Source organism: Massilibacillus massiliensis (assembly GCF_900086705.1).
GTDB classification, from domain to species: Bacteria; Bacillota; Negativicutes; order FLKF01; family FLKF01; genus Massilibacillus; species Massilibacillus massiliensis.
Genome location: NZ_LT575483.1, coordinates 1,040,139 through 1,065,540, shown reverse-complemented (window position 1 = coordinate 1,065,540; position 25,402 = coordinate 1,040,139). Strand labels below are relative to the sequence as shown.

Annotated in this window: 18 protein-coding genes and 1 tRNA gene; 17 read left to right on the top strand and 2 right to left on the bottom strand. The window is 35.8% G+C overall.

The features are described from left to right. The first annotated feature begins 4 nt into the window (after positions 1-4). The 7 genes from BN6559_RS05390 (at position 5) to BN6559_RS05360 (ending at position 6,123) form a co-directional block, all read left to right on the top strand. The gene (locus tag BN6559_RS05390; RefSeq protein WP_110953785.1) at positions 5-1,153 is read left to right on the top strand and encodes an STM4014 family protein; all 1,149 of its coding nucleotides are present in this window, start codon (positions 5-7) and stop codon (positions 1,151-1,153) included. A gap of 8 nt (positions 1,154-1,161) precedes the next feature. Next, complete coding sequence (locus BN6559_RS05385) at positions 1,162-1,995, top strand: STM4013/SEN3800 family hydrolase (protein WP_199883766.1); 834 nt, start codon at positions 1,162-1,164, stop codon at positions 1,993-1,995. Between the two features lie 34 nt (positions 1,996-2,029). Further along, positions 2,030-3,358, top strand: a complete 1,329-nt coding sequence (locus BN6559_RS05380; RefSeq protein ID WP_110953783.1) for an STM4012 family radical SAM protein — start codon at positions 2,030-2,032, stop codon at positions 3,356-3,358. Positions 3,359-3,371: 13 nt separating this feature from the next. After that, the gene (locus BN6559_RS05375) at positions 3,372-4,223 is read left to right on the top strand and encodes an STM4011 family radical SAM protein (protein WP_110953782.1); all 852 of its coding nucleotides are present in this window, start codon (positions 3,372-3,374) and stop codon (positions 4,221-4,223) included. A gap of 36 nt (positions 4,224-4,259) precedes the next feature. After that, positions 4,260-5,015, top strand: a complete 756-nt coding sequence (locus BN6559_RS05370) for a PHP domain-containing protein (protein ID WP_110953781.1) — start codon at positions 4,260-4,262, stop codon at positions 5,013-5,015. An 82-nt stretch (positions 5,016-5,097) separates the two neighbouring features. Further along, positions 5,098-5,181: transfer RNA gene (locus BN6559_RS05365), tRNA-Leu, on the top strand. A gap of 543 nt (positions 5,182-5,724) precedes the next feature. Beyond that, positions 5,725-6,123, top strand: coding sequence for an OmpH family outer membrane protein (locus BN6559_RS05360; RefSeq protein ID WP_199883765.1), 399 nt, complete (start codon positions 5,725-5,727; stop codon positions 6,121-6,123). Between the two features lie 249 nt (positions 6,124-6,372). On the opposite strand, the gene potE is transcribed toward BN6559_RS05360, so the two are convergent. Continuing rightward, a complete protein-coding gene (potE, locus tag BN6559_RS05355) occupies positions 6,373-7,695 on the bottom strand; it encodes a putrescine-ornithine antiporter (RefSeq protein WP_110953779.1) in 1,323 nt (440 codons plus the stop codon). Between the two features lie 35 nt (positions 7,696-7,730). Then, positions 7,731-9,887 (bottom strand): ornithine decarboxylase SpeF, encoded by a 2,157-nt coding sequence (gene speF / locus BN6559_RS05350; RefSeq protein WP_110953778.1) that lies wholly within the window; start codon positions 9,885-9,887, stop codon positions 7,731-7,733. A gap of 206 nt (positions 9,888-10,093) precedes the next feature. Here speF and BN6559_RS05345 point away from each other — a divergent pair, with 206 nt between their 5' ends. From BN6559_RS05345 to BN6559_RS05295, 10 genes are all read left to right on the top strand, one after another. After that, positions 10,094-10,477 carry a helix-turn-helix domain-containing protein gene (locus tag BN6559_RS05345; protein ID WP_110953777.1) on the top strand — a complete coding sequence of 128 codons (384 nt, stop codon included), beginning with the start codon at positions 10,094-10,096 and terminating at the stop codon, positions 10,475-10,477. 257 nt (positions 10,478-10,734) lie between these two features. After that, a complete protein-coding gene (locus BN6559_RS19195) occupies positions 10,735-11,640 on the top strand; it encodes a DUF1016 N-terminal domain-containing protein (protein ID WP_199883764.1) in 906 nt (301 codons plus the stop codon). A gap of 580 nt (positions 11,641-12,220) precedes the next feature. Further along, on the top strand, positions 12,221-13,720 hold the full coding sequence (locus tag BN6559_RS05330; RefSeq protein ID WP_199883763.1) for an ATP-binding protein: 1,500 nt from the start codon (positions 12,221-12,223) through the stop codon (positions 13,718-13,720). Next, on the top strand, positions 13,713-16,526 hold the full coding sequence (locus BN6559_RS05325; RefSeq protein ID WP_199883762.1) for a Z1 domain-containing protein: 2,814 nt from the start codon (positions 13,713-13,715) through the stop codon (positions 16,524-16,526). Before BN6559_RS05330 ends, BN6559_RS05325 begins: the two co-directional genes overlap by 8 nt. Next, a complete protein-coding gene (locus BN6559_RS05320) occupies positions 16,510-17,526 on the top strand; it encodes a PD-(D/E)XK motif protein (protein WP_110953775.1) in 1,017 nt (338 codons plus the stop codon). Before BN6559_RS05325 ends, BN6559_RS05320 begins: the two co-directional genes overlap by 17 nt. Continuing rightward, a complete protein-coding gene (locus BN6559_RS05315) occupies positions 17,516-19,267 on the top strand; it encodes an AIPR family protein (protein ID WP_110953774.1) in 1,752 nt (583 codons plus the stop codon). The genes BN6559_RS05320 and BN6559_RS05315 overlap by 11 nt, the downstream gene beginning before the upstream one ends. 30 nt (positions 19,268-19,297) lie before the next feature. Further along, positions 19,298-20,956, top strand: coding sequence for a DNA cytosine methyltransferase (locus tag BN6559_RS05310; protein ID WP_110953773.1), 1,659 nt, complete (start codon positions 19,298-19,300; stop codon positions 20,954-20,956). Positions 20,957-21,073: 117 nt separating this feature from the next. Next, positions 21,074-23,137, top strand: a complete 2,064-nt coding sequence (locus BN6559_RS05305) for a hypothetical protein (protein ID WP_110953772.1) — start codon at positions 21,074-21,076, stop codon at positions 23,135-23,137. A 379-nt stretch (positions 23,138-23,516) separates the two neighbouring features. After that, positions 23,517-24,371, top strand: a complete 855-nt coding sequence (locus BN6559_RS05300) for a DUF5677 domain-containing protein (RefSeq protein ID WP_199883761.1) — start codon at positions 23,517-23,519, stop codon at positions 24,369-24,371. A gap of 159 nt (positions 24,372-24,530) precedes the next feature. Next, positions 24,531-25,091: a hypothetical protein gene (locus BN6559_RS05295; protein ID WP_199883760.1), complete on the top strand. Its 561-nt coding sequence runs from the start codon at positions 24,531-24,533 to the stop codon at positions 25,089-25,091. Positions 25,092-25,402: the final 311 nt, after the last annotated feature.

The following is a 25,402-nucleotide window of genomic DNA, read 5'->3' as shown; positions in this document are numbered from 1 at the left end:
TTTGATGACAATGAATTTCTTAGTGATTGGTGACGCTGTTGGGCGACGGGTCCGTAGTTTTGTGGATTGTTTAAAAGATCTGAATTTGCATGAATATCAGGTAATTACCTGGCAGGCACTTTTAAGTGGAAAATGCGATCTCAGGCAAATGCTGAAGCAGAATACGATTCTTCGATTGGAACCGCCTGAAAAAGATATGGAACTTTATCGTGAAATATTAAAGCGCGGCAAGGTTGACGGCGGTTTAACACTGCGTGAGATTGAGACAATTGATTTCTCTCGTTATCCGGTGATTGCCCCTCAGCAATGGTATGACGGCTGGAAAAGGCTGTTGGGGTGTATTGAAATAATCCTTGCAGAGCATGCCCAGAAACAGATCTTGTGTATGCAACATCTGCAGGAAATGCTGCAAATGATGGATAAACAGCAAACTTATGACTGTTTAGCAGTGCAAGGATCGGCGTATCGTTTTTCTTTGCCGCCTAAAATAGAAACGCCTGCGAGTTATCAGGCGCTTCAAGAATGTAATGGCGAAAATGTGCTGCGCTGTTTTATCAAGCTGCGATATGGCTCTGGGGGGACTGGTATCCTTGCCTATAGGAATCATTCGAAGCTTGGTCAAGAAGATTTGTGGACTTCATTGAATGTTGAGACGCATCAAGGGAAAAAATTGTTTTACAGCAGTCAGAAGGTTAATTACGTTACGGATAAAACCAAGATTGCGAGTTTGATTGATTGGGTTTTGCAAAATGGTGCACATATAGAAAAATGGATTCCCAAAGCCAGTTTTCGAGGCAAAGGGTTTGATACACGTGTTTTAGTAATTGATCAATCAGCACAGTATTTATTGACGCGATTGAGTAATAGTCCGATTACAAATCTGCATTTGGGCAACAAACGGCTGCCGGCTGCTGATTTTTTGTCGAAAGAACAGATGGCAGCTATTGCAAACGCCGCAGTTGATGTGATGAAAGTATTTCCTCATTCTTTGTATGCAGGCATTGATATTGTGTGTTCACCAGGATATAAACCATATGTCATTGACGTCAATCCTTTTGGTGATCTATTTCATCATTTATTAGGTACGCCTGAAACTGTGTATTCTCGGGAAATAATGAAGGCAATCGAAATCATGAAAGGAAACAGACCATGAAGGTAAATATGAATGAAGTGGTAGGCAACGATGATATTCTTTTTCTATCACTGGATACATTGCGTTATGATGCGGCGGAAGCGGAATATTTGGCGGGAAATTTGCCGAATCTGTGTCAAAATGGGGGATGGGATAAACGCCATACCACAGGTAATTATACATATTCCGCGCACCATAGCTTTTTTGTCGGTTTTTTGCCGACACCTATACATTATCAGCCGCTGCATGAACGGGAATGGTTATTCCTGACGAATAAGACCGGTCTTAGACAAAATAATGGCAATAGCAATACGTATCTTTTTGAAGGTGCGCATATTATGGAAGGGCTTGAAAAGGTCGGCTATAAAACCGTTTGTATCGGCGGTGTTGTATTCTTTAGTAAAATTGGCGGTATTTATGATGTGTTTCCTAATATGTTTCAGGAAAGTTACTGGAATCCAAAACTTGGCGTAACAAATCCTAAATCAGCAGAAGAGCAGGTTCGACTGGCAATTAAACTTTTGGAAGAAATCGATCATACCCAAAGAGTTTTTTTGTTTATCAATATTTCTGCTATTCATGGACCGAATTATTACTATTTGGATAAATATAAAAACAACCAGCATCATTCCAATAAAAATAGAATTGCTTCTAAATTAGATTGTGTGGAAAGCCAACGTGAAGCGTTGAAATATGTAGATCAGTGTCTGGCACCATTGTTTGATTGTATGAAAAAGCGGAATCGGACGTTTTGCATTGCCACCTCAGATCATGGTACTTGTTATGGGGAAGAAGGGTACGAAGGGCATATTGTATCGCATGAAGTTGTATGGAATGTGCCGTATAAACATTTTTTCCTCTAATCGCGAGGAAGCACAGGTAGATGAGGTGTAAAAGATGAACAAATTATTAGATACGATACTGAAAAATCCATTTGTCAGCTATATGTATTCATATCCGCATAAGAAAGCATATCGTGATTTTACAGAACCGATAGATTTAAAAATGCTTTGGCGAAACGCCGATAGAAAGGAGATTACGTTATATCTGCATATTCCATTCTGTTTAAATAAATGCGGATATTGCAACTTACTTTCGACGACTTGTTTTAATCAGCGCAAAATTAAGCAATATGTAGAGCGAATGGTACGGGAAATACAGGCAGTTCAAGATTTTTTAGGATTGCAAAGAAACAAAAAAAGTCCCTTTTCCAGTGTCATACTAGGCGGGGGAACGCCTACGATTTTGGGAGAAGCCGAATTGGAGAAATTGCTGCTTGCGATCTCACAGTATTTAGCTGTGGATTTTTCAACCGTCTTCTTTTCTACAGAGACGTCGCCGCGGACACTTACAAAGGGGAAATTAGAACTGTTGAAAGCGTATCATCTAGATCGGATCAGTATGGGCATTCAAAGTTTTGCCGCGAGTGAATTGCACTGTATTGATCGGAAGGAACCGCTTCCAGCGATTGAAAATGCGCTGGAACTTTTATTTGCGGAAGACATTCCGGTTAGAAATTTGGATTTAATCTATGGAATCCCAACGCAAACCGTAGAAAGTTTTAAAGCTTCCCTTGAAAGAATCGTTGCTTATGCACCAGAAGAAGTGTTTTTATATCCGCTCTATATTCGGGAGAAAACGAGTTTATACGCAAATGCGCAGCGAGATGTAAAGCTGATGTGTAGATTATATGAAGTTGGCAAAGAATTTCTAAAAGACAATCACTATTTGCAAACTTCTATGCGTAACTTTATCCGCAAAGATAAGCAGAAGAAACTTTTTCCCGTGTATGGCTGTCAGGAAAATGAAATGATTGGTATCGGATGTGGTGCCAGATCGTATCGGGGCAATGTTCATTATTCCCGCAAATATGCTGTGGAAGAGAAAAATATAAATCAGATTATCGATGGCTATCTTGACGAAACAGAATTTGACGTAGCGCGTTATGGCTATTTGTTGGATGATGATGAATTGAAACGCAGGTATATTATAAAATCAATCTTAAAAGTCACCGGTCTTGATTTAGAAGCGTATCAACAGCAACTTCAACATTCACCTTTGGATACTTATGAAGAGTTGAGTTTTTTATTGGAGCATAGCTTTCTAATGCGTGAAGAGAATCGTATCTATCCAACGGAAAAAGGTTTGATGTATTCGGATACCATTGGCAATTTATTTATTTCTGCTGCAGTGCGGCAAAAAATTGCTGACTATCAGGAATTGTGAGAGGAACGCTGTGATGTGCTATACCCTTTATTACCGAAATTATCTAAAAAGCTGCAACTACACCTGTGGCTATTGCCCGTTTGCAAAAACCACTGCTACTGAAAATATGCTGGCAAAAGATATGGCTTATTTACATAAGTTTATTGTCTATCTTAAGCAGAGCACAAATCATTTTCGACTTTTTTTTGCTCCGCGCGGAGAGGCTTTGGTGCACGAGTATTATCGGCAAGCAATGATTACGCTAAGTAAACTTCCTAATATTGAGGAGCTTGTTATACAAACTAATTTGAGCAGTCGTTTAGACTGGCTAAATGAAGTTGCATCAAACAAACTGATTTTATGGACAACGTATCATCCAGGGCAAGTAACGAGCAGTCTTTTTGTTCAGCAGATAGAAAAACTGCGCCAGTATCCGGTACGCTTTACAGTAGGTATCGTAGGGGTGAAAGAAAATTTTGCTGCCATTGCTGAGCTGTATCAATTATTACAGCAATCTTCTGAGCAATCGACCTACCTATGGATCAATGCCTATAAGGATAAGCCAGGCTATTATAGTGATATGGATATTGCCTATTTACTGCAATATGACAAGCTGTTTAAAACAAATTTGCAAAATTATAAATGTAAAGATCGAGCGTGTAAGACGGGTACAGCAGTGTTTTTTGTTGAATGGGATGGCATGGTGCATCGGTGCTGGCAGGATAAAAAAAGTTTAGGCAATCTCTATATCGATGATCTTGCGGATCTTAATATGAGCAGTCTATGCCAAAAGAGAGTGTGTAGTTGTTTTATCGGCTATAGTCATATTGTTGATTTAGCATTAGAACGAGTCTACCAGACGAGTTTATTGGGAAGATTGCCGTAATAGAACTGGAAGCAATGCGGAATTTTGAGGTGTTGTATGAAGTTAACTGCCGATTATCATACCCATACAAAGTATAGCCATGGCGTTGGGACGATTGAGGAAAATGTAATTAGTGCGTTGGAAAAAGGCCTGTCCTGCATTGCAATTACTGAACACGGGCCAGCTGCTCCCTATGGTATTCAGCCGAGTGTGTATAAACACATGCGTGAAACCGTAAAGATTTTGCAAGACAAGTATCGTGGCAAAGTTAAAATTCTTTTGGGAATGGAAGCCAATATTATCGATGAGAAGGGGAACTTAGATGTAGAAGATTGGGTTTTAAACGACTGTGATATCTTGCTGGCAGGGTTTCATTTTGATATCGTCTATAGCGAAAATTTGCAAAAAATTCGTCAGAAATTATCTCGGCGGCAAAGTATAAAAGCAAAGTTGGACGAATCTTTGTATCAAGAAATCGTTGCACGTAATACAGTGGCAATGGTACAGGCCTTGCAAAATTATTCTATTGATATTATTACGCATCCGGGAGATCAACAACCGATCGATATCGTAAAGATTGCCGATGCAGCAATAAAACAAAAGGCGGCATTAGAAATTAATAATTTTCATCGACGGCTTAACGCAGTTCAGTTAAAAATGATTGAGAACTTTTCTGCAGTGCGGTTTGTCATCAATAGTGATGCACATAGACCCCAGGATGTTGGTAAAATCACGGGCGCATTGAAGATTTTGCAGGAAGTGAACTTAGATCTGAATCGTATTGAAAACTTGCATACAAATGATGATAAATAGCATGTTGAGGCTGATATAGGGAAAAACGATATTTACATAATGAAAAATTAGAGGTATAATAAATTCCGTATTCTAAATAAATGCGGTTGTGGCGGAACGGCAGACGCGCCATCTTCAGGCGGTGGTGAGACCTCTCGTGTGGGTTCAAATCCCATCAACCGCACCAGAATTTAATAGGTATAAAGCTTGCAGGTAGTTGCTTGTAGGCTTTTTGTTTTTAGCACGCGGAAGTGTAGAAAGGGTATAAGCCCGTAACAATAGCCGCTTATTTACATTATGAATAAAATAGCATATAATGGTCATATACTAAATAAACCAAAAACGCTCTGCGGATACAGAGCGTTTCGGTTGAATATGAGGCTAGGGTGATAGCACTTTTAAGGTAAAAGCTATGAGTGCTACTACCTTAACAAGAACCATCGCTTCGATCTCAAAATCAAAATGGAACTTCATAAGGTACACACCTCCTCGTATTCAGTTTTAAGGACGCAGCCGTTGACTGCGTCCTTAATTATTATAACAAATTTTACTAATTAAGACAGCTTAATTTATAAGCTGTCTTTTTGCGATAAAGGTATAATAGAATAGGGTTCAATTTGGCAGGACTTCTCTTTTCTATGAGGAATCGTATAGATTATGTAAAAATATTTGACGATAAGTCGAAGGAGTGTTTACTATTAAGAAGATATTGACGAGTTTTTTTATCATAATGCTGTTGTCAGTGGGAACGGTATTCGCTGGATCTGCACCTAAATCAGTCAATCAAAATGTGCAAATTGGTGTTATTGATATGACTAGAGTGATGAAAGAAAGTCCGATGATGAAGGGATTTCAAGAGGAATTAAATCAAAAAGGCAAAGAATTAACGGAAAATCTTGAATTAGAAAAAACACAGCTTAATCCGGATGAATTTAAACAAAAGCAAAAAGAGACATATGCTGAGTTTCTTAAATTTAAGCAAGGTCTAGAAAGTAAAATGGATGCAAACCTGAAGGATGCATTGGAAAAAATTGCACAGGAAAAGAATCTGACGGTGATTCTTTACAAAAATACTGTTCGGCTTGGTGGGAGTGACGTAACTTCCGATATTATAAAAATATTACAATAGCTGAATTAAGGCTCTAAAATCACCAATCTTGTTTTGCCTATGCATTGTGATATACTATTACTGTGTATAGGTTTTTTATTGACGAAAGCTATTTTCCATACTTAGTTAGCATACGGATTTTTACAGTAAAATAAAAACAAAAAGCATCCTCATAACAGTGATACTGTTAGAAGAGAATGCTTTTTGCAAAGTGTATTATATATTATATTTGTAGACAGGATTTCGTCAAACTATGTTGTAGTGCTATATTTAATTGGATACTTTAGGATGCTTTAAATCAAAGCGTTTGGAAACAAAGCCGTAGAGTGTCCATCCGGCGAAGGTGATAATCGCGCCGTAAGTCATGGCGGTAAGTCCGGAAGCGTAGAGGGCATATAAACTGTACGCTGAACCGATGAAGGCCACGAAGTTTACGACTTTGGCTTTTTGCGGAAGAATTCTTGCTTCTTCCTGAATGACGGCTAACGCTGCCATCGACAGGAGGTAAGGAATAATGTTCGTTACAACCGCAAGATCAACCAACACGTTGAACTGCTTATTTAGCGATGGACTCATTGTCATGAGTGCCAATAAGGTTTGCGTCGAAGTTATGATCAGCATTGCCGCGATTGGTACATTCGCTTTGGTTACTTTATTGAAAATTTGAGGGAAGTAACCTTCCTGGGCAGAACTTTTGAAAACCTGCGCAATGGTAAACTGCCAGCCGAGTAAAGAACCAAAACAGGATAAAATCATCAGTCCCATAACGATTTTTCCGATATTGTCGTCAAACATAGTTGCAAATGCCAGACCGAAAGGTGCTGTAGAATTTGCTAGGTCAGCATTTGGAACGATTCCGGCCATTACATTAGTTGAAATGATATAGACGATACCAGCTCCCAACGTACCACCTAAAACGGCAATCGGAATATTTCTTTCCGGATTGTCGACGGCATCAGTATTGGCGCAGGCAGATTCCAAACCGAGGAATGCCCATAATGTCATGGAAATGGACATGCCGATTGCTTCAAACTGTGGATAGTTATGTGGATTCCATGAGCTTACATACAGCTCGTCGCTAAACCAAAACCAGCCGAAGATACTTAGGATAACGACGGGAATAATAACACCGAGAATCGTAAAGGAACTGATCTTTCCCGTGATTCTCGCTCCGCCGAAATTTAGAACGGTCGCCAGCCATAAGGTGAAGATCGTCCATATGCTGACTGCCATCGGTGTCAATTCTACACCGAAAAATTCTGAACCATAGCCAACGGCGGAAATGGCAATCGCAGTATTCGCAATAATGAGCGAGACTCCGTAGGTATAGTTGGCCATGAAATTACCAGCCTTACCAAACGAGTACTCTGCATAACCACCCATGCCGCCGGATTTTCGGCTGAACATGCCGCATTTTGCAAATGCATAGGCCAGTGCCATCGAGCCTGTTGCAGTTACCAGCCAAGAGATAATCGAAATCGTTCCTACCTCGGCTAACTTCGTCGGCAGCATAATGATACCGGAGCCCATCATGTTGATGGCAGTTAAAAAGGTAAGCTGCATCACGCTCATTTTATTGTTCTTTTCAGACATATTACATTTTCTCCCTTCTCATTCAATTGGTGTTATCACGCTTTCTTTAGCACGTAGCCATAGCTTCTAATGCGGCTGCCGTCTTGCTGTAGATAAACACCTTGAATTTCGGGAGAGAAACCAGGGAATAGGTTAATTCCTTCCTCTAATGTTAAGAAATATTGCTGGGCTGTATCATTCCATATTTCTCCCGGCACAACACAAATGATGCCCGGTGGATAAGGTAATGCGCCTTCCAGTCCAATTCTGCCCACGATATCTGTCAATGGAACGAGCTCGGCGTTATTGCGAATCAGATTCCACTGCGCTTCCTGCGGACTTATAGCGTATTTCGGGAAGGTCTTCTTGCGGAAGAGATTCTGTTGAAGACGCTTTACATCATGCTTCTTGTAGAAGTCATGCATTTCCTGGCATAACCTTCGAATCGTGTACCCTTCATAGCGAGCGGTATTGCTTTGATAAACCGATGGCAATACATCACGCAACGGTGTATCGTTTTGAATTGCATGTTCGAAGCGAGCAATTTGCGATACTAAGTTTTGCAATTTCGCTGGTGTTTCCGCAGGTGTTAATAAAAACAATATCGAGTTTAAATCGCACTTTTCCGGAATGATGCCGTTTTCTCTTAAATAATTGGCTAAAATCGTAGCAGGAATGCCAAAATCTTCGTATTCGCCAGTATCAGTATTGATGCCCGGTGTAGTCAGCATCAGCTTGCAGGGATCAACAAAATATTGATTCTCTGCATAGCCCGGGAAGGAGTGCCATTTCTCATTCGGATGGAAGTTAAAGAATGCCAGATCATTTGCCATTTCATCGGTAGGGTTGTCCTGCCATTTGGTGCCGTTGACTTGCGCAGGAAGGAACGGGCGAATCATCGTACAGCTTTTCAGCAGTGCTTTCCGTGCTTCGATCCCCATTTTCACGCAGTCCAGCCATAAACGGCGACCTGCGTCACCTTCGTGAATCTTTGCATTCACATCCAGTGTTGCAAACAGCGGATAAAATGGGCTGGTGGAAGCATGTAGCATAAAGGCGTTGTTAAACCGCTTATGATTGCAATAGCGGGTTTGCCCTTTGATATGGCTGTCCTTCTTGTGAATTTGTGAAGCCTGTGAAAATCCTGCCTGTTGCTTATGTACCGACTGCGTGACTAGGATGCCCGGATCTTGATCCGTTAGTTCCAATAAGAGCGGTGAACAGTCTTTCATCATTGGGATGAACTGCTCGTAGCCAACCCAGGCAGAGTCAAACAGAATGTAGTCGCATAAATGACCGATTTTGTCTACGACCTGACGTGCATTATAAATTGTGCCGTCGTAAGTGCCAAGCTGGATGACTGCCAAACGGAAGGGACGCTTTTCTTTCGCTTTATCTGGTGCAGTTTCCGCGATCAAATTACGCAGATAGGCTTCATCAAAGCAATGACTGTCGATTCCGCCGATAAATCCAAATGGATTGCGGGCGGTTTCAAGATAAACAGGAGTTGCACCTGCTTGTACCAAAGCACCTTGGTGAATGGATTTATGATTGTTTCGATCAAACAACACTAAATCACCGGGGGAAAGTAAAGCATTCGTCACGACTTTGTTTGCCGCGGAGGTTCCGTTTAATACGAAGTAGGTCTTGTCGGCATTATAAACCTTTGCCGCATGCTTTTGTGCATCACAGGCAGAACCTTCATGAATCAACAAATCGCCTAACTTTACATCGGCGTTGCAGATGTCGGAACGAAAAATATTTTCCCCATAAAATTCATATAAATAACGTCCGGCAGGGTGCTTGCGGAAAAATTGTCCGCCTTGATGCCCCGGGCAGTCAAACGCTGCATTGCCGGTTTCAACATATTCGCTTAATGCTTTAAAAAATGGCGGCAGTGCTTTTTCCTCATATTGAACAGCCGCCGCTTCGATTTGCCTACTGTAAAGACGCAAATCGAAATGCACGTCGTCCATGATGTGATAGACTTTGCCAACGAGTCTGTCATCAAGCTGGGCGTTGTTTACCAAGACGATAAACAAAGGAATGCCGAATTTCGTATCGTGCAATTCCTGCGCATAATCAGCTTCTTCGTTGGTCAGTACCACTGCCGCGACATCAGTATAATCCGTTTCACCAACTTGTACCAGGTCACGTTCTGTGGAAAAATACTTCTTGGCTTCAGGTCCATAAGCAATTTTGAAATGTTTCATTTGCTTCCTCCTAAATTTAATTCAGTGGTTCCTGGGTTAAGAAAAGTATTTAGTTTTTGGTAAGCTCTCTAGTTCTTTTTTCCCACCGGCCGGCCAGGATTGTGTAAATGATTGTTTAACTGTGGTGCTTACAGTTTAATTATATATCTGTAATACAGATAATACAAGAGTGAATATTGAAAAATAGATATTTTAGGAGGGCAGAAATGGAAAACAGCAACAATATGGATATGATTGGGAAAAGAATAAATATGGTAAGAACAAAACTTGGTTTAACTCAGACGGTTTTTGCAGCTTCAATTGGGATATCACAAGGAAATCTAAGCGAAATGGAAAAGGGAAAGTTTTTTCCATCGTATAGTACATTGATATTGCTAATTAAAAAATATAAAGTATCTGCTGATTGGATATTAACGGGAGAAGAGGTAACACATAAAAATCAATTTGCTGAAAATCCAGAAGTAAAGGAAATGCATGATGTTATTGATAGAGTTATGTCTGATCCTAATTCGGAAGTTCGGACGTGGGGGAAAGTTCAATTTCGTAAAGCATTTGCTGAGTATTTTCCGGTGAAGGATGAGAAAAAATAAAATAAAATAAAAAAGGCTATTATCTTAAATATGAACAATAATAGCCTTTTTTACTTGAAATATAATTACAATATTGTTATGATATTATCTTTTGATGGACAGGACAGTATTTTGAGATTTTATCGAGATAGAAAAGAAGAAGAAACATGGCTGAATATTAATAATTTAGATAGTTATGAAAATACTGCGATTTTGATTAAAAAAGTATGATGTTTATAAAAAATGTATTAAGATTGGATATAAGTAGGAGTAATAATGTGAATGAATTAGATGATATTGTAAATAAATTATATAATCAAATTATAAAAATAATTCCAAATTCTAAAAAAATGCTTAGAGATTATTGGGAGATTGGTAAGATGTTGTCTAGACTTGATGAAATGAAAATAAAGCAATCTTATCAAACAGCTATGTTGACAGAATTGAGTATTAAATTAAATAATCAATATACAAAAGGATATGGATTGTCGACTTTAGAAGCAATGAAAAATTTTTATAATGATTTTTTTGATTTTAATAAAGTTAATAGTGATTTTAATTGGAGTTATTATAGTAAAAGTAGAACTTTTGTGAATAGAAAAGGTTTTGAACGAATAAGAAAAAATAGAATAAGTGAACAACCACTTGAAATATTGATAAAATTATTTTTGAAAGTAAATCAAAAATTTTTACAGAATGAGATGGGGTCAATTTTATTAAATCTTTCTGAAAGATCTTTATGTGCACGAATGATGCTATATTTTCAGGAGGCAATAGCTAAAACAACTTTCAATGATTATTATGTTGATGTTGAATATAATAGAAATGACGGAAAAGTAAAAACAATTATTGAAAAAAATGAAGAACTAGTAGTTGTATCTGTGACTTGCGATTTAATAATCCATAGTAGAGGCGAAAAAATAAATCAAGATAACTTACTTGCTTTAGAAATGAAAAAATCCACAGCTTCTGAGCAGGAAAAAAAGAAAGATAAAAATCGTCTTATTGCACTGACAAAAGATAGTTATGACGATGTTTGGTCATTTGATGGACGCACATTGCCGGAGCATGTATGTAGATATTTAATAGGAATATATTATGAAATAGATATAGCAAATAGATTAGTTGTACTTGAGTATTATAGAAAAGGTAAAATATTAGATAGTTTTACAATGAATTTTTAGACAACAAATTATTTCAATTAATTAAATATGAAAATAATTATAGAACCGCAAATTTCGCGGCGCTACATTTCGCGAGCAGATCGATTTGGAGGGGATAGATAATGAAAAATATTTTGATGGGTTTGATTTTTCAAACTTTTGGGATGATAGAGATTATGCGATTGATGCGGAGTATTTTGATGGTGAATGATGAGGAGAAGTAAAACAATAAGGGCTATTATTTAAAGAATTAAACGGTAAATATCCTGCAAGTCAGCTTCACTTGTTAAGGATATTGTGGTGTTGCCCCAATATGGATATATTGCTAAACATATAGATATATTTTGCGTGATGAGTCACGTGGAGTGTATGGTATTGATTGAGAGGGAGTAAGAGGTGTAGGAAAATTTCATAAATTAGAGCTAAAATCGCTTGGGATGCATTCCTAGGCGATTTCTTTGGTGTAATTTAGAGAAAAATAGACTATTTTGGAAGGGGATTTTGTCTTTGTAGGGAATTTTATAAATGTAATATAATTGAGTGTAAATTTTGAGACAAAGAGAGCCGTTACTTTGTAGGTAGTTGAGGAGATGTGAATGTAATGCAAGAAATGTCTTTTGTTGAACTGGCTCCAGATGCGCATCTACTTTTATCTTCTTTGCGTTCTGTCGGCTATAGGCCTGAAACTGCGATTGCCGATATCGTTGACAATTGTATTACAGCTGGTGCAGATATGGTAAAAGTGAATTTCATTTGGAATGGACGAGAATCAAAAATTATTATTTGCGATAACGGTATAGGAATGGATCAGGAAAAATTAATAAAATCCATGAAAATCGGCTCCTCTTCACCAAAAGATTATAGAGCGAAAAATGATTTGGGGCGGTTTGGAATGGGCATGAAAACAGCCGCGTTTTCAATGGGAAAACAGTTGAATGTTGTGACTAAAATAAATAATCAATATTCAAATGCTTGTTGGGATTTATCTTTCATCGAAAAGGATGCGTCTGGGCTTTGGAAACTTCTTGTAAGCGAGGAAACGAAGTTTGCGGACTACTTAGATGATTGGGATCATGGTACAGCAATTGTTGTTGAAGATTTAGATCACATAATACCTGAGCACGGTTCTAAAGCCACAAAAACAAAGAATAATTTTTATGCCCTGATTGATGTTGTATTAAAACATCTAGGGCTGGTTTTTCATAGATTTATTGAAGATGAAAGTCTGAAAATTACTATAAATGATGTTCCGGTTGTGGCATGGAATCCCTTCTGCTTGAGCAACAGTGCAACACAAGAACTTGGCGAAGAAGTTTATTGTGAAAATAGTAAGGAAGTTATTATTCAACCGTACACCCTGCCGCATAAAACTAAGTTTAAAACAGAAAAAGAGTTTGCGGATGCAGAGGGACCATATGGTTTAACAGCTCATCAAGGAGTTTATGTTTACAGAAATCGAAGGCTACTCGTATTCGGAACTTGGTTTGGCCATATTAGAAAAGAACCGGCTTTTAACTTGGCCCGTATAAAGCTGGATATAGATGCTGAGAGCGATTATGATTGGAAGATTGACATTAAAAAATCCGCTGCAACACCACCCCTTTATATTCGAGATATTTTATACCGTACAATTGATATATGTACAGAAACATCAGCAAAAGTATATAATTCGAGGGGATCATATTCTAAAAATGTGATTTCTCCTAATCTAGGGTATGTATGGGAGCAACGTAAAAACAAGAATGGCCTTTATTCCTTTCACGTTAATAAGAAACATCCGATATTAGCAGGAGTAGAAAAGAAACTTGATAATACAGGGCAGGAAGATTTATCAGCCTTTCTTGCATTAGTAGAAAACTATGCGCCGTTTTTACAGTCTGGCGTTGTTGATTATTTGCATACTTCTGGAAATGAGGGAATGGCTCATATAGATGAACTGCAAAAACAAATAGACTTGGAAGAACTAAAAGGATATATTAGAAGTTTTTTTAATAAAAGTTATGAAAAAGATGAAATAGTACCAATAATTTTAGGAATGGCAAATTTCAAATATCTAAGAACTGATATTCTTAAAATTTTTGAGGAGAATGACTATGATTAAAGTACCGCACGAGTTAACTGAAAGTCAAAGAAATTTATACGTAGCAGCATATATCCGATGTGTGGAATTGAAGTCTGCTCACCCAAATCAAGCTATTATAGATATTGTGGAACAAGTCGTTTCTGATTTTTCTCCGATAATTTCAAGTGAGCACAATCTTAAGGATTTTCTCTTTGAAGAAATTTCTGCTGAGATAGAACCTGTTATCACCATAATCAGCGATGAAATGAAATTTTCTGATTGGTGGAAACAACTTAAAAAATCGCCAGATTTTCATTCCGAATACTGGACGAGATATTACGATTATCTTTTGAAAAAGGATAATTGGAGCATTAATGCTGTAAGAGATATAGATGAAGCAACGGATGATGTCATGAACGTCATTTCCAATGCTTATGCCCATAACAAAGAAGAACGTATGGGATTGGTTTTTGGTTATGTTCAGTCAGGCAAAACAGCTCATTATATTGGCTTAGTCAATAAAGCTATTGATGCAGGGTACAAAATAATAATTGTTTTAAGTGGAATACATAACAACTTGCGAAGTCAGACACAAGCGCGAATAGATGAAGAAGTGCTTGGCTATGAAACCAGTCTTGAAGCCCAAGGAAATTTTATTCATGCAAAAAATGCAATAGGTGTTGGGATTGGAAAAAACAATCAAATTGTAGATTCACCTTTATATCAATCTTTGACGACAAGAGATGAAAAAGGAGATTTTAACGCCAAGGTCGCAGGGACTTCGATGCATCCTCCATATTCGATCGTTACTAAAAAGAATGCGACGGTACTGAGAAAACTGATCGCATATTTTCAAAAAAGCCCCTTTGCAGAGACAAGCTCTCTTGGAGGGAAGTATATTCCCTCTGAATTGCCTGTTTTAATTATAGACGATGAAGCAGATCAAGCATCTTTGAATACCAATGAATGTTTTGATGTAGCAGGTAATATATTGGATAATTACAATCCTACTACGATAAATGGATTAATAAGAGAAATGCTTCGCCTGTTTGAATGCCGCTCTTATGTCGGGTACACTGCAACACCTTTTGCCAATATTTTCATTCCCCCTCATATAAATGACAGCAAATATGGCAGTGACCTATATCCTAAAGATTTTATTTTGAGAATCCCGAGAGCTGATGGATATATAGGAGCCAGAGAGTTTTTCGGATTGACGGGAGAGGAAGAAACGCCGGCTATGCCGTTATGCCGAGATATTATTGACGGTAAAAGTTATTTGGGCAAAGGGACAAAAGCAGATGATCCTGTCGGCGAGATACCATCAGACCTCAAAAATGCAATTAAGAGTTTTGTGATCTCAACTGCCATAAGAAATCTAAGAGGCCAAATTAATAAGCCTAATACAATGCTAATTCATATTGTGAGGTTTGTTGCTCAACAGAATAAAATTAAGAGAAAAGTCAGCGAGTATTTTAAAGAAGGAATTGAGAACCTTGTTTTATATGGGGATGCTGATATAGAAAAGAGCTTGAAAGTAATATGGGAATATGATTACAAGAAAACAACCAGCGGTATGATAGCAGACTTCCCTAAATATATGAAAAATGTTTCTTTGCTTGAATGGTCAGCAATATATAAAGAAATTAAACGTCTTTTCATTGATAAAGAGTTTATGATTTATAGTATTAACGGCAAAAGTATAGATTCTTTGATGTATAAGGATCGTGCAGGCAAACCATTTAATGTTATCGCCATTGGAGGGGACAAGCTTTCTAGAGGGCTTACCCTTGAAGGTCTTACTGTCAGCTATTTTACAAGAAGCTCCAATACATACGATACATTGATGCAGATGGGCCGGTGGTTTGGATATCGCCCGGGGTATTTGGACTTGTGCCGTCTTTATACAACACCGATGCTAAAAAAATATTTTTTACATATTAGTATGGCTACGGAAGAACTTGTCCATCAGTTTGATTTTATGAATGATATGGATCAAACACCGATGTCTTTTGGGCTTAGAGTTGCAACTCATCCAGACTTGCTTATTTCAAGCAGAAATAAAGTAAGGACTGGAAAAGAGAGGCAGAAGGATTTCAGCAACCATCTCAGTCAGACAAGATCGTTTGATGTCAACCCGGAACAGTATGACCGTAATTTTGTAGCTGCTGAGATGTTGCTTAAAGCAATTGGAAAACCAATGGACAAGAAGAAGTATTGGAGCCAGAAAAATCGTGATGCTGCAGGTGAACACTTCTTCTGGACAAATGTTGCAGGATTTGATATTACCAATTTTTTGGAAGATTATGAGACCTCTGAAAATGCAACAAGAGCCAACAGTCAATATATGGCCGACTACATACGCAATCAGAATAAGTGTGGGGGACTAACAAATTGGACCGTGTGTCTAATCAATGTTGGCAACGGTGAAAAGTTCTCTATTGCAGGGATTAAAGGGATTGGATCAGGAATTGAGCGAGAAAAAGGACTTAATGAGAGCGAAAATTTTTGTTCTATTCATACTATGACTTCTGCTGGGCATGAATATTTTGATTATGATAAGAAACAGTTAGATTATGTGGACGAAATAAAAAAACGCAACACTAACGGTGATGAAAAAACTCTAGCAGAATTTATCAGGAAATCAACACGACCTAGAGAATGCGGCCTTTTGATACTCTATCCAATTGGAAAGGCTGGAATACTGACAAAAAATAAAGGTGATCATAAAACGCCTTTCGGATTTGCTGTTGTATTTCCTCATAGAAAAGGGTTTGGCACATTGCAGTCATATAGAGTGACGGATATTGCCATTGAGAGGGAAAACTATGAGTTATACGAGTGAGGTTTATGAAACACTTTTAGAGGCGGCAAAAGATGCTGGTCAAGGAAAAAGTAGATTGGCGCGCCGTCTGAAAATGAGTAATGGCATAGTTATTATTTTTGCTGTAGATAAGAGTAATTATTTACTTGAACTATATATTCAGACAGATGAATTACCAAAGAAAAATACATTTCCTCATTGGAAGGGTGTTGAGATTGGGGTTGCAAGGCTTCCTGAGTATGGAGATGATGTCACCGAATATGTTCTCCTTAAACAATCATATCAGAGTGAAGGCAATATTTTTCAGATAATCTCAGAGGATATTAGGATGGTACTTGAAAAACTGGAGGATTCGCAAGAAGTACTTCCGTGTTTCTCTGCGGTCTTAACTAAATGGAGAAACTTTTTCTTGCTAGAAAAAGACTTTCAGCTGTCACAAGAGCGTGAACAAGGACTATTAGGGGAACTTATATTTTTAAAACAGTTGCTAGAAATGTGCGGACATGAGGCGATAACCTATTGGGCGGGTTGTAATGAAGAAACCCATGATTTTTATATCAAAGGCAATGCAGTTGAAGTAAAGACGACAGCGCAGAAATCTCCTTATAAAGTAAATATCAGCAGTGAATATCAGCTTGACACTAAAGATGTTTTGAATAGTTTGTATCTGCAGGTTTTTGCTTTAAGAAGAAGTGAAAGTGACGGCTTTACATTATCTGATGCAGTTCATGACATTGAGGCTACTCTCATTTCTGATAGTCAGTGTTTCCAGCAGTTTGAACAGAAGCTTGAGAAATATGGCTATTTAAAAGCTTATGAAGAGCTATATCAAACTGGCTATTTTATACGAGAAAACTGCATGTATATAGTCGATTCTGATTTTCCAAAAATTGAAAAGTCGGAACTTGATACAGGTGTTAGCAATGTTTCTTATATCGTGAATATTGATATGTGTCAAAAATTCTTAGTTTCAGATGGGATACAGGTTATTTTGAAAGGAGAAAATACGGATGTTGTCTGACAAAATATTAGAATTTTATTCTGAATTACTGGATGAAACCATCAGTTACAGCAAAGACAACTCTGTTGGTACTCTCATCGCATTTAAAAATGTATTTGTATCTTATTTACAGGAGGCAGGAGTTACAAACCTAGCTGACTGCGAGATAGTAAATTTTAAAAAAACCACAGAAAAAATGAGATTGGATGGTTATGCCTACAGTGAATATTTCCGCTCACTGACGTTGTTGGTATGCAATTTTAATCAAAAGCCTCAAGTTGAAAAGCTGGGGAAGACGGATATTGAAAAGACATTGAAACAAGCATCGAAATTTTATAGATTTTGTAAAACAAAATATTTTGAAGAAGCTGAAGAATCTGGTCAAGGTTATAAGGCATATGAATACATAAAGCAGTATTCCAGAGAAACAGAAGTGGTGAATATTATTCTCATAACAAATAATGAGACGATTTTGTATGTACCAAAGGATATAGTTATTGGAAAAACAACAATTAAATTTGATGTTTGGGATATTGAGCGCCTCTACCAATGCTTATTTCAGAATGTTCAAGCAGTACAAGTTGTGATAAGGCTGAAAAGCAAATATTCGAATCCAATGCATTTGATAAAAGTGGAAGATACAAACTCTGATTATGATTGTTATATTGGAGTGATATCGGGCGAAATTTTGGCGAAAATTTACAAAGATGAAGGGCAAAAGTTAATTGAACGGAATGTCCGTTCTTTTTTACAGGCAACAGGAAAGATCAATAAGGGGATAAGAGGTACGCTTTCATCAGAACCACACATGTTTATGGCATATAATAACGGTATATCCACTATTGCAGAGAGTATTGAAATAGATGAAGAAAAATCCACAAATGAATTGGTAGTCATCACAGTTTTAAACGGTTGGCAAATTGTCAATGGCGGTCAAACTACCGCTTCAATTTATAATGCTTTTCAAAGCAAAACCGATTTGAGCAAGGTAAGTGTTCAGATTAAATTGACTGTCATTAAGAATAGGGAAAAGACCAACGAAATTATTGCAAATATATCAAAATATGCCAACAGCCAAAATAAGATTAATATGTCAGATTTCAGTGCTAATGATGAATATCATATCCGAATGGAGCAACTATCAAGAAATATATATGTACCTGCTGAAAAGGGAAAATCATTAGACCGATGGTTCTATGAAAGGGCAAGAGGTCAATATTTAGTTGAGGTGAATCGTCAGCTTACTTTGTCTCTGAAAAAACAGTTTAAAGAACACAATCCGAAATCACGTTGTATATCAAAGACTGTAGCGGCTAAGTGTATCATGGCGTGGCGAGGTTACCCTTATATAGTCAGTAAAGGATTAGAAACTAATTTTATTATATTTTCTGAAATGGTAAAGAAAGGTGAGATCCCGCCACCGAGTGAAGAAGTGTATAAGGACATGATTAGCAAAGTTATTTTGTTTAATGAGTGTGATAGAATAATTGCCGAACATAAATTTGGAGGATTTAAAGCACAGCAAAATTACTATACGGTAGCTCTAATTGGAAAATATTTTTCAGAAAAAGTTGATGTCGATTATATTTGGTCAACACAATCAATACCTCCAATATTGGCCCAAATTATTGAAAAAGTTATGTATGTGGTTTGGGATCATTTTATGAATCCAACTACACCAGGAATTAATATTGGGCAGTGGTGTAAAAAAGAAGATTGCTGGGAACTTTTACAGCTTCGCTTCAAAAAGGAGAAATTATAATTCCTAATGTTGACTAAGGAGAAACAAAAAATGTACAAAGTAGTAGACCTATTTGCTGGGGCCGGTGGTTTAAGTTATGGCTTTGCTCAGACCAAAAAATTTAAAATTGTAGTAGCTGCTGAAAACAATATCAACGCTCAGGCTACTTATAAATTAAATCATGAAGATGTAAGAATGTTTAGTGATGTGGCCGAGGTTAAAGCATCTTCCATAGCAGAATTCGGAGATATTGATGTTGTTATAGGTGGACCGCCTTGCCAAGGCTTTTCCAATGCTAATAGACAAAAAAACACAGCTGTTAGTATGAACAATCGATTGGTAAAGGAATTTGTAAGAGTAATAACTGAATTAAAACCGCAAGTATTTGTTATGGAAAATGTTAGTATGCTGAAATCCAGCGTACATCGCTTTTATTTAGAAGAAGGAGACGAGACACTGGAATGCAAAGAAATTGATATGATGCCAGATAAAATTGAACTTCTTCCAGCAGACATAACGCTTGAGATTTTAAAAAATGCCAAGGACAATCAAGAATTAGGCGCAATCATTAAAAATGATCAGTTTAAAACACAGTTTCAGTGGAGTACAAAAAAATATTTGCTGTTTAACAGCATTTATAAAGTTGCCGCTCAGAAAACAGATAAGGAAGAAGAGAAAAATACGCAGCATAATAAATTGGTGGAGCGTATTAAAAAGCATAAGAAAAAATTACTATTTGAATGCAATCAAATAACGAGAAATGGTAAACCGAGCAATCAAATTTTACAGTTTGACTATAATTGTGCGATTTTCTTTGAAAATGTACTTAACGGTATGGAATCGATTTCTGTTGATGCGCTAAGATTAGTTCTAAAGCCTTCTATTATTGTCCAAAGAATGATAAGCAAGTGGCAGGAGTTGATAAGCAGAAAAATTATTATAGATTCTTATGATAAATCCCACGGATTTGTAGCAAATGTGCGTTCTTATGCTGTACTTGATTATATAAAAGGAATTTTGGGATCTGAACCTTATAATTACAGTATAACTTCGGATACTTTAAATGCAGCTGAATTTGGTGTTCCGCAAAAGAGAATGCGCTATGTAATTATTGGCTGCGAATCAGGCCTTGCATCTAGATTAGATATGCCAAAAGGAATCTTCAAAGAGGATGAGTTCAGAACGGTGAAGGATGCTATTGAAGATATTTTAGAGGAAATTCCATCAGTTGATGTTAATGTAGCACCAATACATATTCAAAAAATGGATTTGCCTGCAGATAGTTTAGGGTATAGGCTACGGAACTCTGGTTTGTTGTATAATCATGTTAACACGGATACTCGGGAGACAGCAAAAAAAAGATTTAAAAAGTTGGCAGAAGGCGAAAATTTCCATGACCTTCCTAAGGAATTAAAAAATACTTACACTAATGGAGAGCGGACGCAAAACACGATTTATTTGAAATTGGAGTACGATAAGCCTTGTGGTACTGTGGTTAATGTTAGAAAATCCATGTGGATACACCCCAAGCATAGCAGAGCATTGAGTATTCGTGAAGCTGCAAGACTGCAGACTTTTCCGGATAAATTTGTTTTTAAAGGAACGAAGGATTCTCAATATCAGCAGGTTGGCAATGCAGTTCCGCCAATCTTAGGAGAAGCTATAGCTGAAAAAGTATTAGAGATTTTAGATTCTCACGATGATGAATAATGGGACGGCATTCAAAAGAAATTAGAAGTTACAATATGTCACATATCAATCTTTTTATAATCGAAAAAATGAAGCTATTTATGTAGAGTTCAAATAAAAAGTAAGGGGAAAGTCATTATGGCAGATACTTTGTCGCTATTGGCATTAAGTGAAAAAATAGAAAAGGCTTTTAAGTCATTGATAAAGAGCGGAAGACCAGATATAAGAGATGATCAGAACAATGATTTAATTCCGCAGCTATACGTTGATTTATATGATCATAATTATATACTTAGACAAGTATTAGATGATAATCATATTTTATTAAAAGGACGAAAAGGCACCGGCAAGTCAACTATTTTTTTGCAGGCTGAAAATGTTATAAGAGGAAAAAAAGGTAAGATTTCAATATATATAAATTTACAATCGTGCTATGAAGAAATTAAAACAGCAAATGCAGACAATAGTAATGATTTGACTAGATATAAAACATATTATAATTTTTTTTCAGAAGTACTTTTTTCTATGGAAGAAAATATATGTAAATTTTTTAAAGATGATGAGCTTGATGTACTTTTTCAAGATATTAAAAATGGTGAATATATTGATGTGGACTTCCAAAAAAGCCTTCAAATCAGTACTAGTTATGGAACAGAAGAAAGTCTTGAAATAGGAGCTTCTTTAGAAGAATGGAATCCTAAAGCTTCATTTAAAATTAATAACCTTAATAAATTGCAAACAACTACTACAAATGAATTAAATGAAATAAGAGTTTTTTCAATTAACAATATCCTTAAAAAAATTAAATTAATATTAAGTAAGCATAAAATTAATAAGGTTTATTTATTTCTGGATGATTTTAGTGAATTAAGCTATGATAATCAAAAAATGATAGTTGATTCACTAATTTCTCCAATTGTGGCTTCATATAATGAGATTTTTACAATTAAGCTAGCAGCATATCCACATAGAATATATCTTGGTAATATTGATTCGTCAAAAATTATTATGCATTCTTTGGATTTTTACGATGTTTTTGAGCAGGCAGCTCAGAATTATGGACAGGTTGAAGAATCAGCAAAGCAATATATTTCAAGAACAATTGAAAAAAGATTAGAAATATTCACCGAAGGGCAAATAAATATAATGAATATTTTTGATCTAGAAAAAGAGACATTAGATACATACATAAAAACTCTTTTTTATGCTTCAGTGGGAATTCCAAGAAGTTTAGGCTATATACTGACATACTGTTATTTAAGTTCAATAAACCAAGGTAAAGCTATAACAATTAGTAATATTAATAATGCAGCAAAAAAATATTATACGGAAAATATATTGACAGATTTTTATAATGACGCTAGATTTAAACAATCATTTTATGATGATAAGGACATCTTAGATCAAATTGCGCAAAAAAACTTAACTGACGAATTGATTGACAAGGCTAAAAAAATAAAAAGAGAAATTATTGATATTTATGGGAAAAGGGATTGCAAACAAATTTTTACAGAGACTATTGAAAAATATAAAAAATCTACACTATATTGGTTCCCAACTTCACATTTCTTTATCGAAAAAGACATAGAGAATATTCTTCAAACATTAGAATTATATTTTATTGTCAGTAAATTTAATGAGGGTAGTAGTAGAGAGCCTGGTAGAAAGGTATCTTATTTTGGATTAAATTATGGATTATGTTTGGAAAACAATATTGATTATGGTCGTCCAGAGTTTAGAAGGACTTATGACTATTGGCGCCAAGACGAGTTTAATTTTACGAATTTTATTCCAAGTGTTTTAAGTGAAATTGAAGTACCTATATGTTCTACGTGTGGTTATAAATATGTTGATGATAATGAATATAAAATGAGTGTGAAATTTGGAAAGTGTTTAGAATGTGGAAGTGTTGGATCAATAGTTAAGGTAAATAAATTTGAAGAAAAATTTAAAGATAAATTACATTCATGGAAAGAAACCAGCTTACCAGATTTATATATTGACATATTGAGGCTATTATATAATTATAATAATCAAACATTAACAGCATATGAGATTGGGTTAGAATTAGATAAACATCACCTATCCATAACAAAAGCTATGGATAAACTCAAAACATATAATTATATATCTTACAAAAGAGATATAAAAAGACATTATAAGATTGAGGAGAACGCCATAGCGAAGTTTTTTGCGGAATAAAATAGTTGAGATTTATCTTTTTAATTTGATTTAAGAGAGTTTTTCGGATATTTGAAATGGCTTAACCGCTAGTTTGACATATGGTTAATGTGAGATTTCTACTTAAAATTGATAGATAGCAGTTCTTTCTTAATTAGTACCTATTCAAAGCAATTATAGAAGCTAAATCATTGAAAAAACCTTATAAATTATAAAATTAAGTGCGATAATTATACATTTTGTGCTTTAAACTTGGAACTAGAAAGTGCTATGATGTATAATTGAGATTATATTCTAGGGAGAAAATGCGATGAAAGAAGAGTTAACATTAGTTTTTCATCACATAGGGAAACCAGTTTTATTAGAAAGTATAGAAAACAATCGTTAGATTAAAGGATAAATGATGAGTGATAAAATTGTAAATGAGTCATTTATATTTTCCAGCAGAGCATTAGAGTTATGTAGAAACTTAACATTCGGTATAGCACCATTCTACAAAAATGAAGCTAATATAAATGAATTTAATCAAATTGTATTAACAGAGCTTTTTACACAGTTATATTCAACCGGAGAAAGTATATTGATGCTTACTAGCCATACCGCGATTTGGGAAGCTGATATTTTGCTACGAACATTATTTGAAGGAACTATAAAATATATTTTGATGACACAAGATTGTCTGCGGGAAAAAAGTAATTTAATTGAAGAGTATTATAATATAGTTCCAGAAATGCAGAAGATAAGTGATCATGAAAAGGCCGCCGAAGCCATTAATATCTTTAAATCAAAAGGGATAGATAAGCATCCATTTCAGTGTAGTCTTTTGAATGAAGAGGAATTAGAAAAATTAAAAGAAAAATATCCGAAAAATAGAGTAAGAGAAATCAGTCAAAAATGGAGTTACAAAAATATTTTAAAAAAGTTAATTGAAAAAGATAATAAGTATGAAGTGCTAGTTGCTACATTGTATACTTACTCATTTTCGAGTCATTTGATTCATTATGATGGAGAATGCCTTCAGCAAAGGGCAGGAGCATTAATGAACAGTGCCGTTAAAAACGATGAATTAATTGATTTTGCCCATTTGCTGAGAATAATTTCAAATGTGGTAAGTCTAGGCACTTTAAGAGTCAGTGAATATATGAAAGTTTATAACCTGGATGTGAAGCAATATGAAAAGGACTTAAATGATAATTTTGCATTTCTTAATGAAATTGAAGAAATCAATAATAAAATTGTAGCTGGAAAGTATTAGATGTGGCTAAGGGCATGACAAAGGGACGGTGGTACTGTCTTTCAAATATAAAAAAGACAGTACCACCATCCCTTTGTATCTGAAGCTTTGCAAATGTCTGTAGGTTGGATCATTGTATTATATAAATAATTTATGAACAAGGACATAGCAAGTGATAACGTGATAAATTCTAAGGTTGGGAAAATTTTAACTAAGGGGATTGTTTATATTATAGGATTAATTATATTTATGGGAGCTATTTTGAATATGTGTATTTCAGGGTACTATATTATAAATAAAGACAATATATTGCAGAAAAAGATAGAATTAAACCAGGAATTTGAAAGCCTCAAAGGATATTTTAAAGCTTATGGGAAGGTCTATAATTCCAAGAATATAAGCTTTAATGAATATGATAAAGTAGAAGAAATAAAAGATTTTGTTTTTGAATATCAAGTCGAGGTAAAGAAAGTAGAAGATTTTTGCATTAGAGCTATGGAAAGAAATGATTATAATTTTATAGAGAAATTTGATAAAGATAAAACAAAAACTTTATTATTTAGAAAAAATGATTACATAACTGAAATACAAATTTTAGAAGATAAAGATATCGAAATAACATTAAAAAGATATGATTCTTTTAGAGAATCTAAATGGTATAGCCTCCTGCGTCCAATTATTTTGGTAACATCACCATTCAATCCTATTAGAACTTTGGAAACGTTCAGTTATTCATGGTAAATTTCAGTACTGTTTGTTGCTTTTCTTTTAACCTTTTCAATAATTCCTCAATCCCTAGTATGTTCATTACTCGTTTTAAGTTATACGCTAAATGTTTTTTGCAAGACTTTTCTGTAGTCAAATGCAGTGTACCAGAAGTAACATATTTGCTGGAGCATTATACTTAAAATTCATACATTGCTATAAAGAAGATGAAAAAGGTCATTTCCCTGGAAAGTGAGGGAAATGGCCTTTTTCATCTATGACTATGGCAGATTTTCGTTAGTGAAAACTAAATAATTTTATAGCTGATTGTAAATTTTTGGTTCATA

Coding starts and splice junctions, on each gene's coding strand:
- BN6559_RS05390 (WP_110953785.1), top strand. CDS start 5: ATGACAATGAATTTCTTAGTGATTGGTGACGCTGTTGGGCGACGGGTC.
- BN6559_RS05385 (WP_199883766.1), top strand. CDS start 1,162: ATGAATGAAGTGGTAGGCAACGATGATATTCTTTTTCTATCACTGGAT.
- BN6559_RS05380 (WP_110953783.1), top strand. CDS start 2,030: ATGAACAAATTATTAGATACGATACTGAAAAATCCATTTGTCAGCTAT.
- BN6559_RS05375 (WP_110953782.1), top strand. CDS start 3,372: ATGTGCTATACCCTTTATTACCGAAATTATCTAAAAAGCTGCAACTAC.
- BN6559_RS05370 (WP_110953781.1), top strand. CDS start 4,260: ATGAAGTTAACTGCCGATTATCATACCCATACAAAGTATAGCCATGGC.
- BN6559_RS05360 (WP_199883765.1), top strand. CDS start 5,725: ATGCTGTTGTCAGTGGGAACGGTATTCGCTGGATCTGCACCTAAATCA.
- potE (WP_110953779.1), bottom strand. CDS start 7,695: ATGTCTGAAAAGAACAATAAAATGAGCGTGATGCAGCTTACCTTTTTA.
- speF (WP_110953778.1), bottom strand. CDS start 9,887: ATGAAACATTTCAAAATTGCTTATGGACCTGAAGCCAAGAAGTATTTT.
- BN6559_RS05345 (WP_110953777.1), top strand. CDS start 10,094: ATGGAAAACAGCAACAATATGGATATGATTGGGAAAAGAATAAATATG.
- BN6559_RS05330 (WP_199883763.1), top strand. CDS start 12,221: ATGCAAGAAATGTCTTTTGTTGAACTGGCTCCAGATGCGCATCTACTT.
- BN6559_RS05325 (WP_199883762.1), top strand. CDS start 13,713: ATGATTAAAGTACCGCACGAGTTAACTGAAAGTCAAAGAAATTTATAC.
- BN6559_RS05320 (WP_110953775.1), top strand. CDS start 16,510: ATGAGTTATACGAGTGAGGTTTATGAAACACTTTTAGAGGCGGCAAAA.
- BN6559_RS05315 (WP_110953774.1), top strand. CDS start 17,516: ATGTTGTCTGACAAAATATTAGAATTTTATTCTGAATTACTGGATGAA.
- BN6559_RS05310 (WP_110953773.1), top strand. CDS start 19,298: ATGTACAAAGTAGTAGACCTATTTGCTGGGGCCGGTGGTTTAAGTTAT.
- BN6559_RS05305 (WP_110953772.1), top strand. CDS start 21,074: ATGGCAGATACTTTGTCGCTATTGGCATTAAGTGAAAAAATAGAAAAG.
- BN6559_RS05300 (WP_199883761.1), top strand. CDS start 23,517: ATGATGAGTGATAAAATTGTAAATGAGTCATTTATATTTTCCAGCAGA.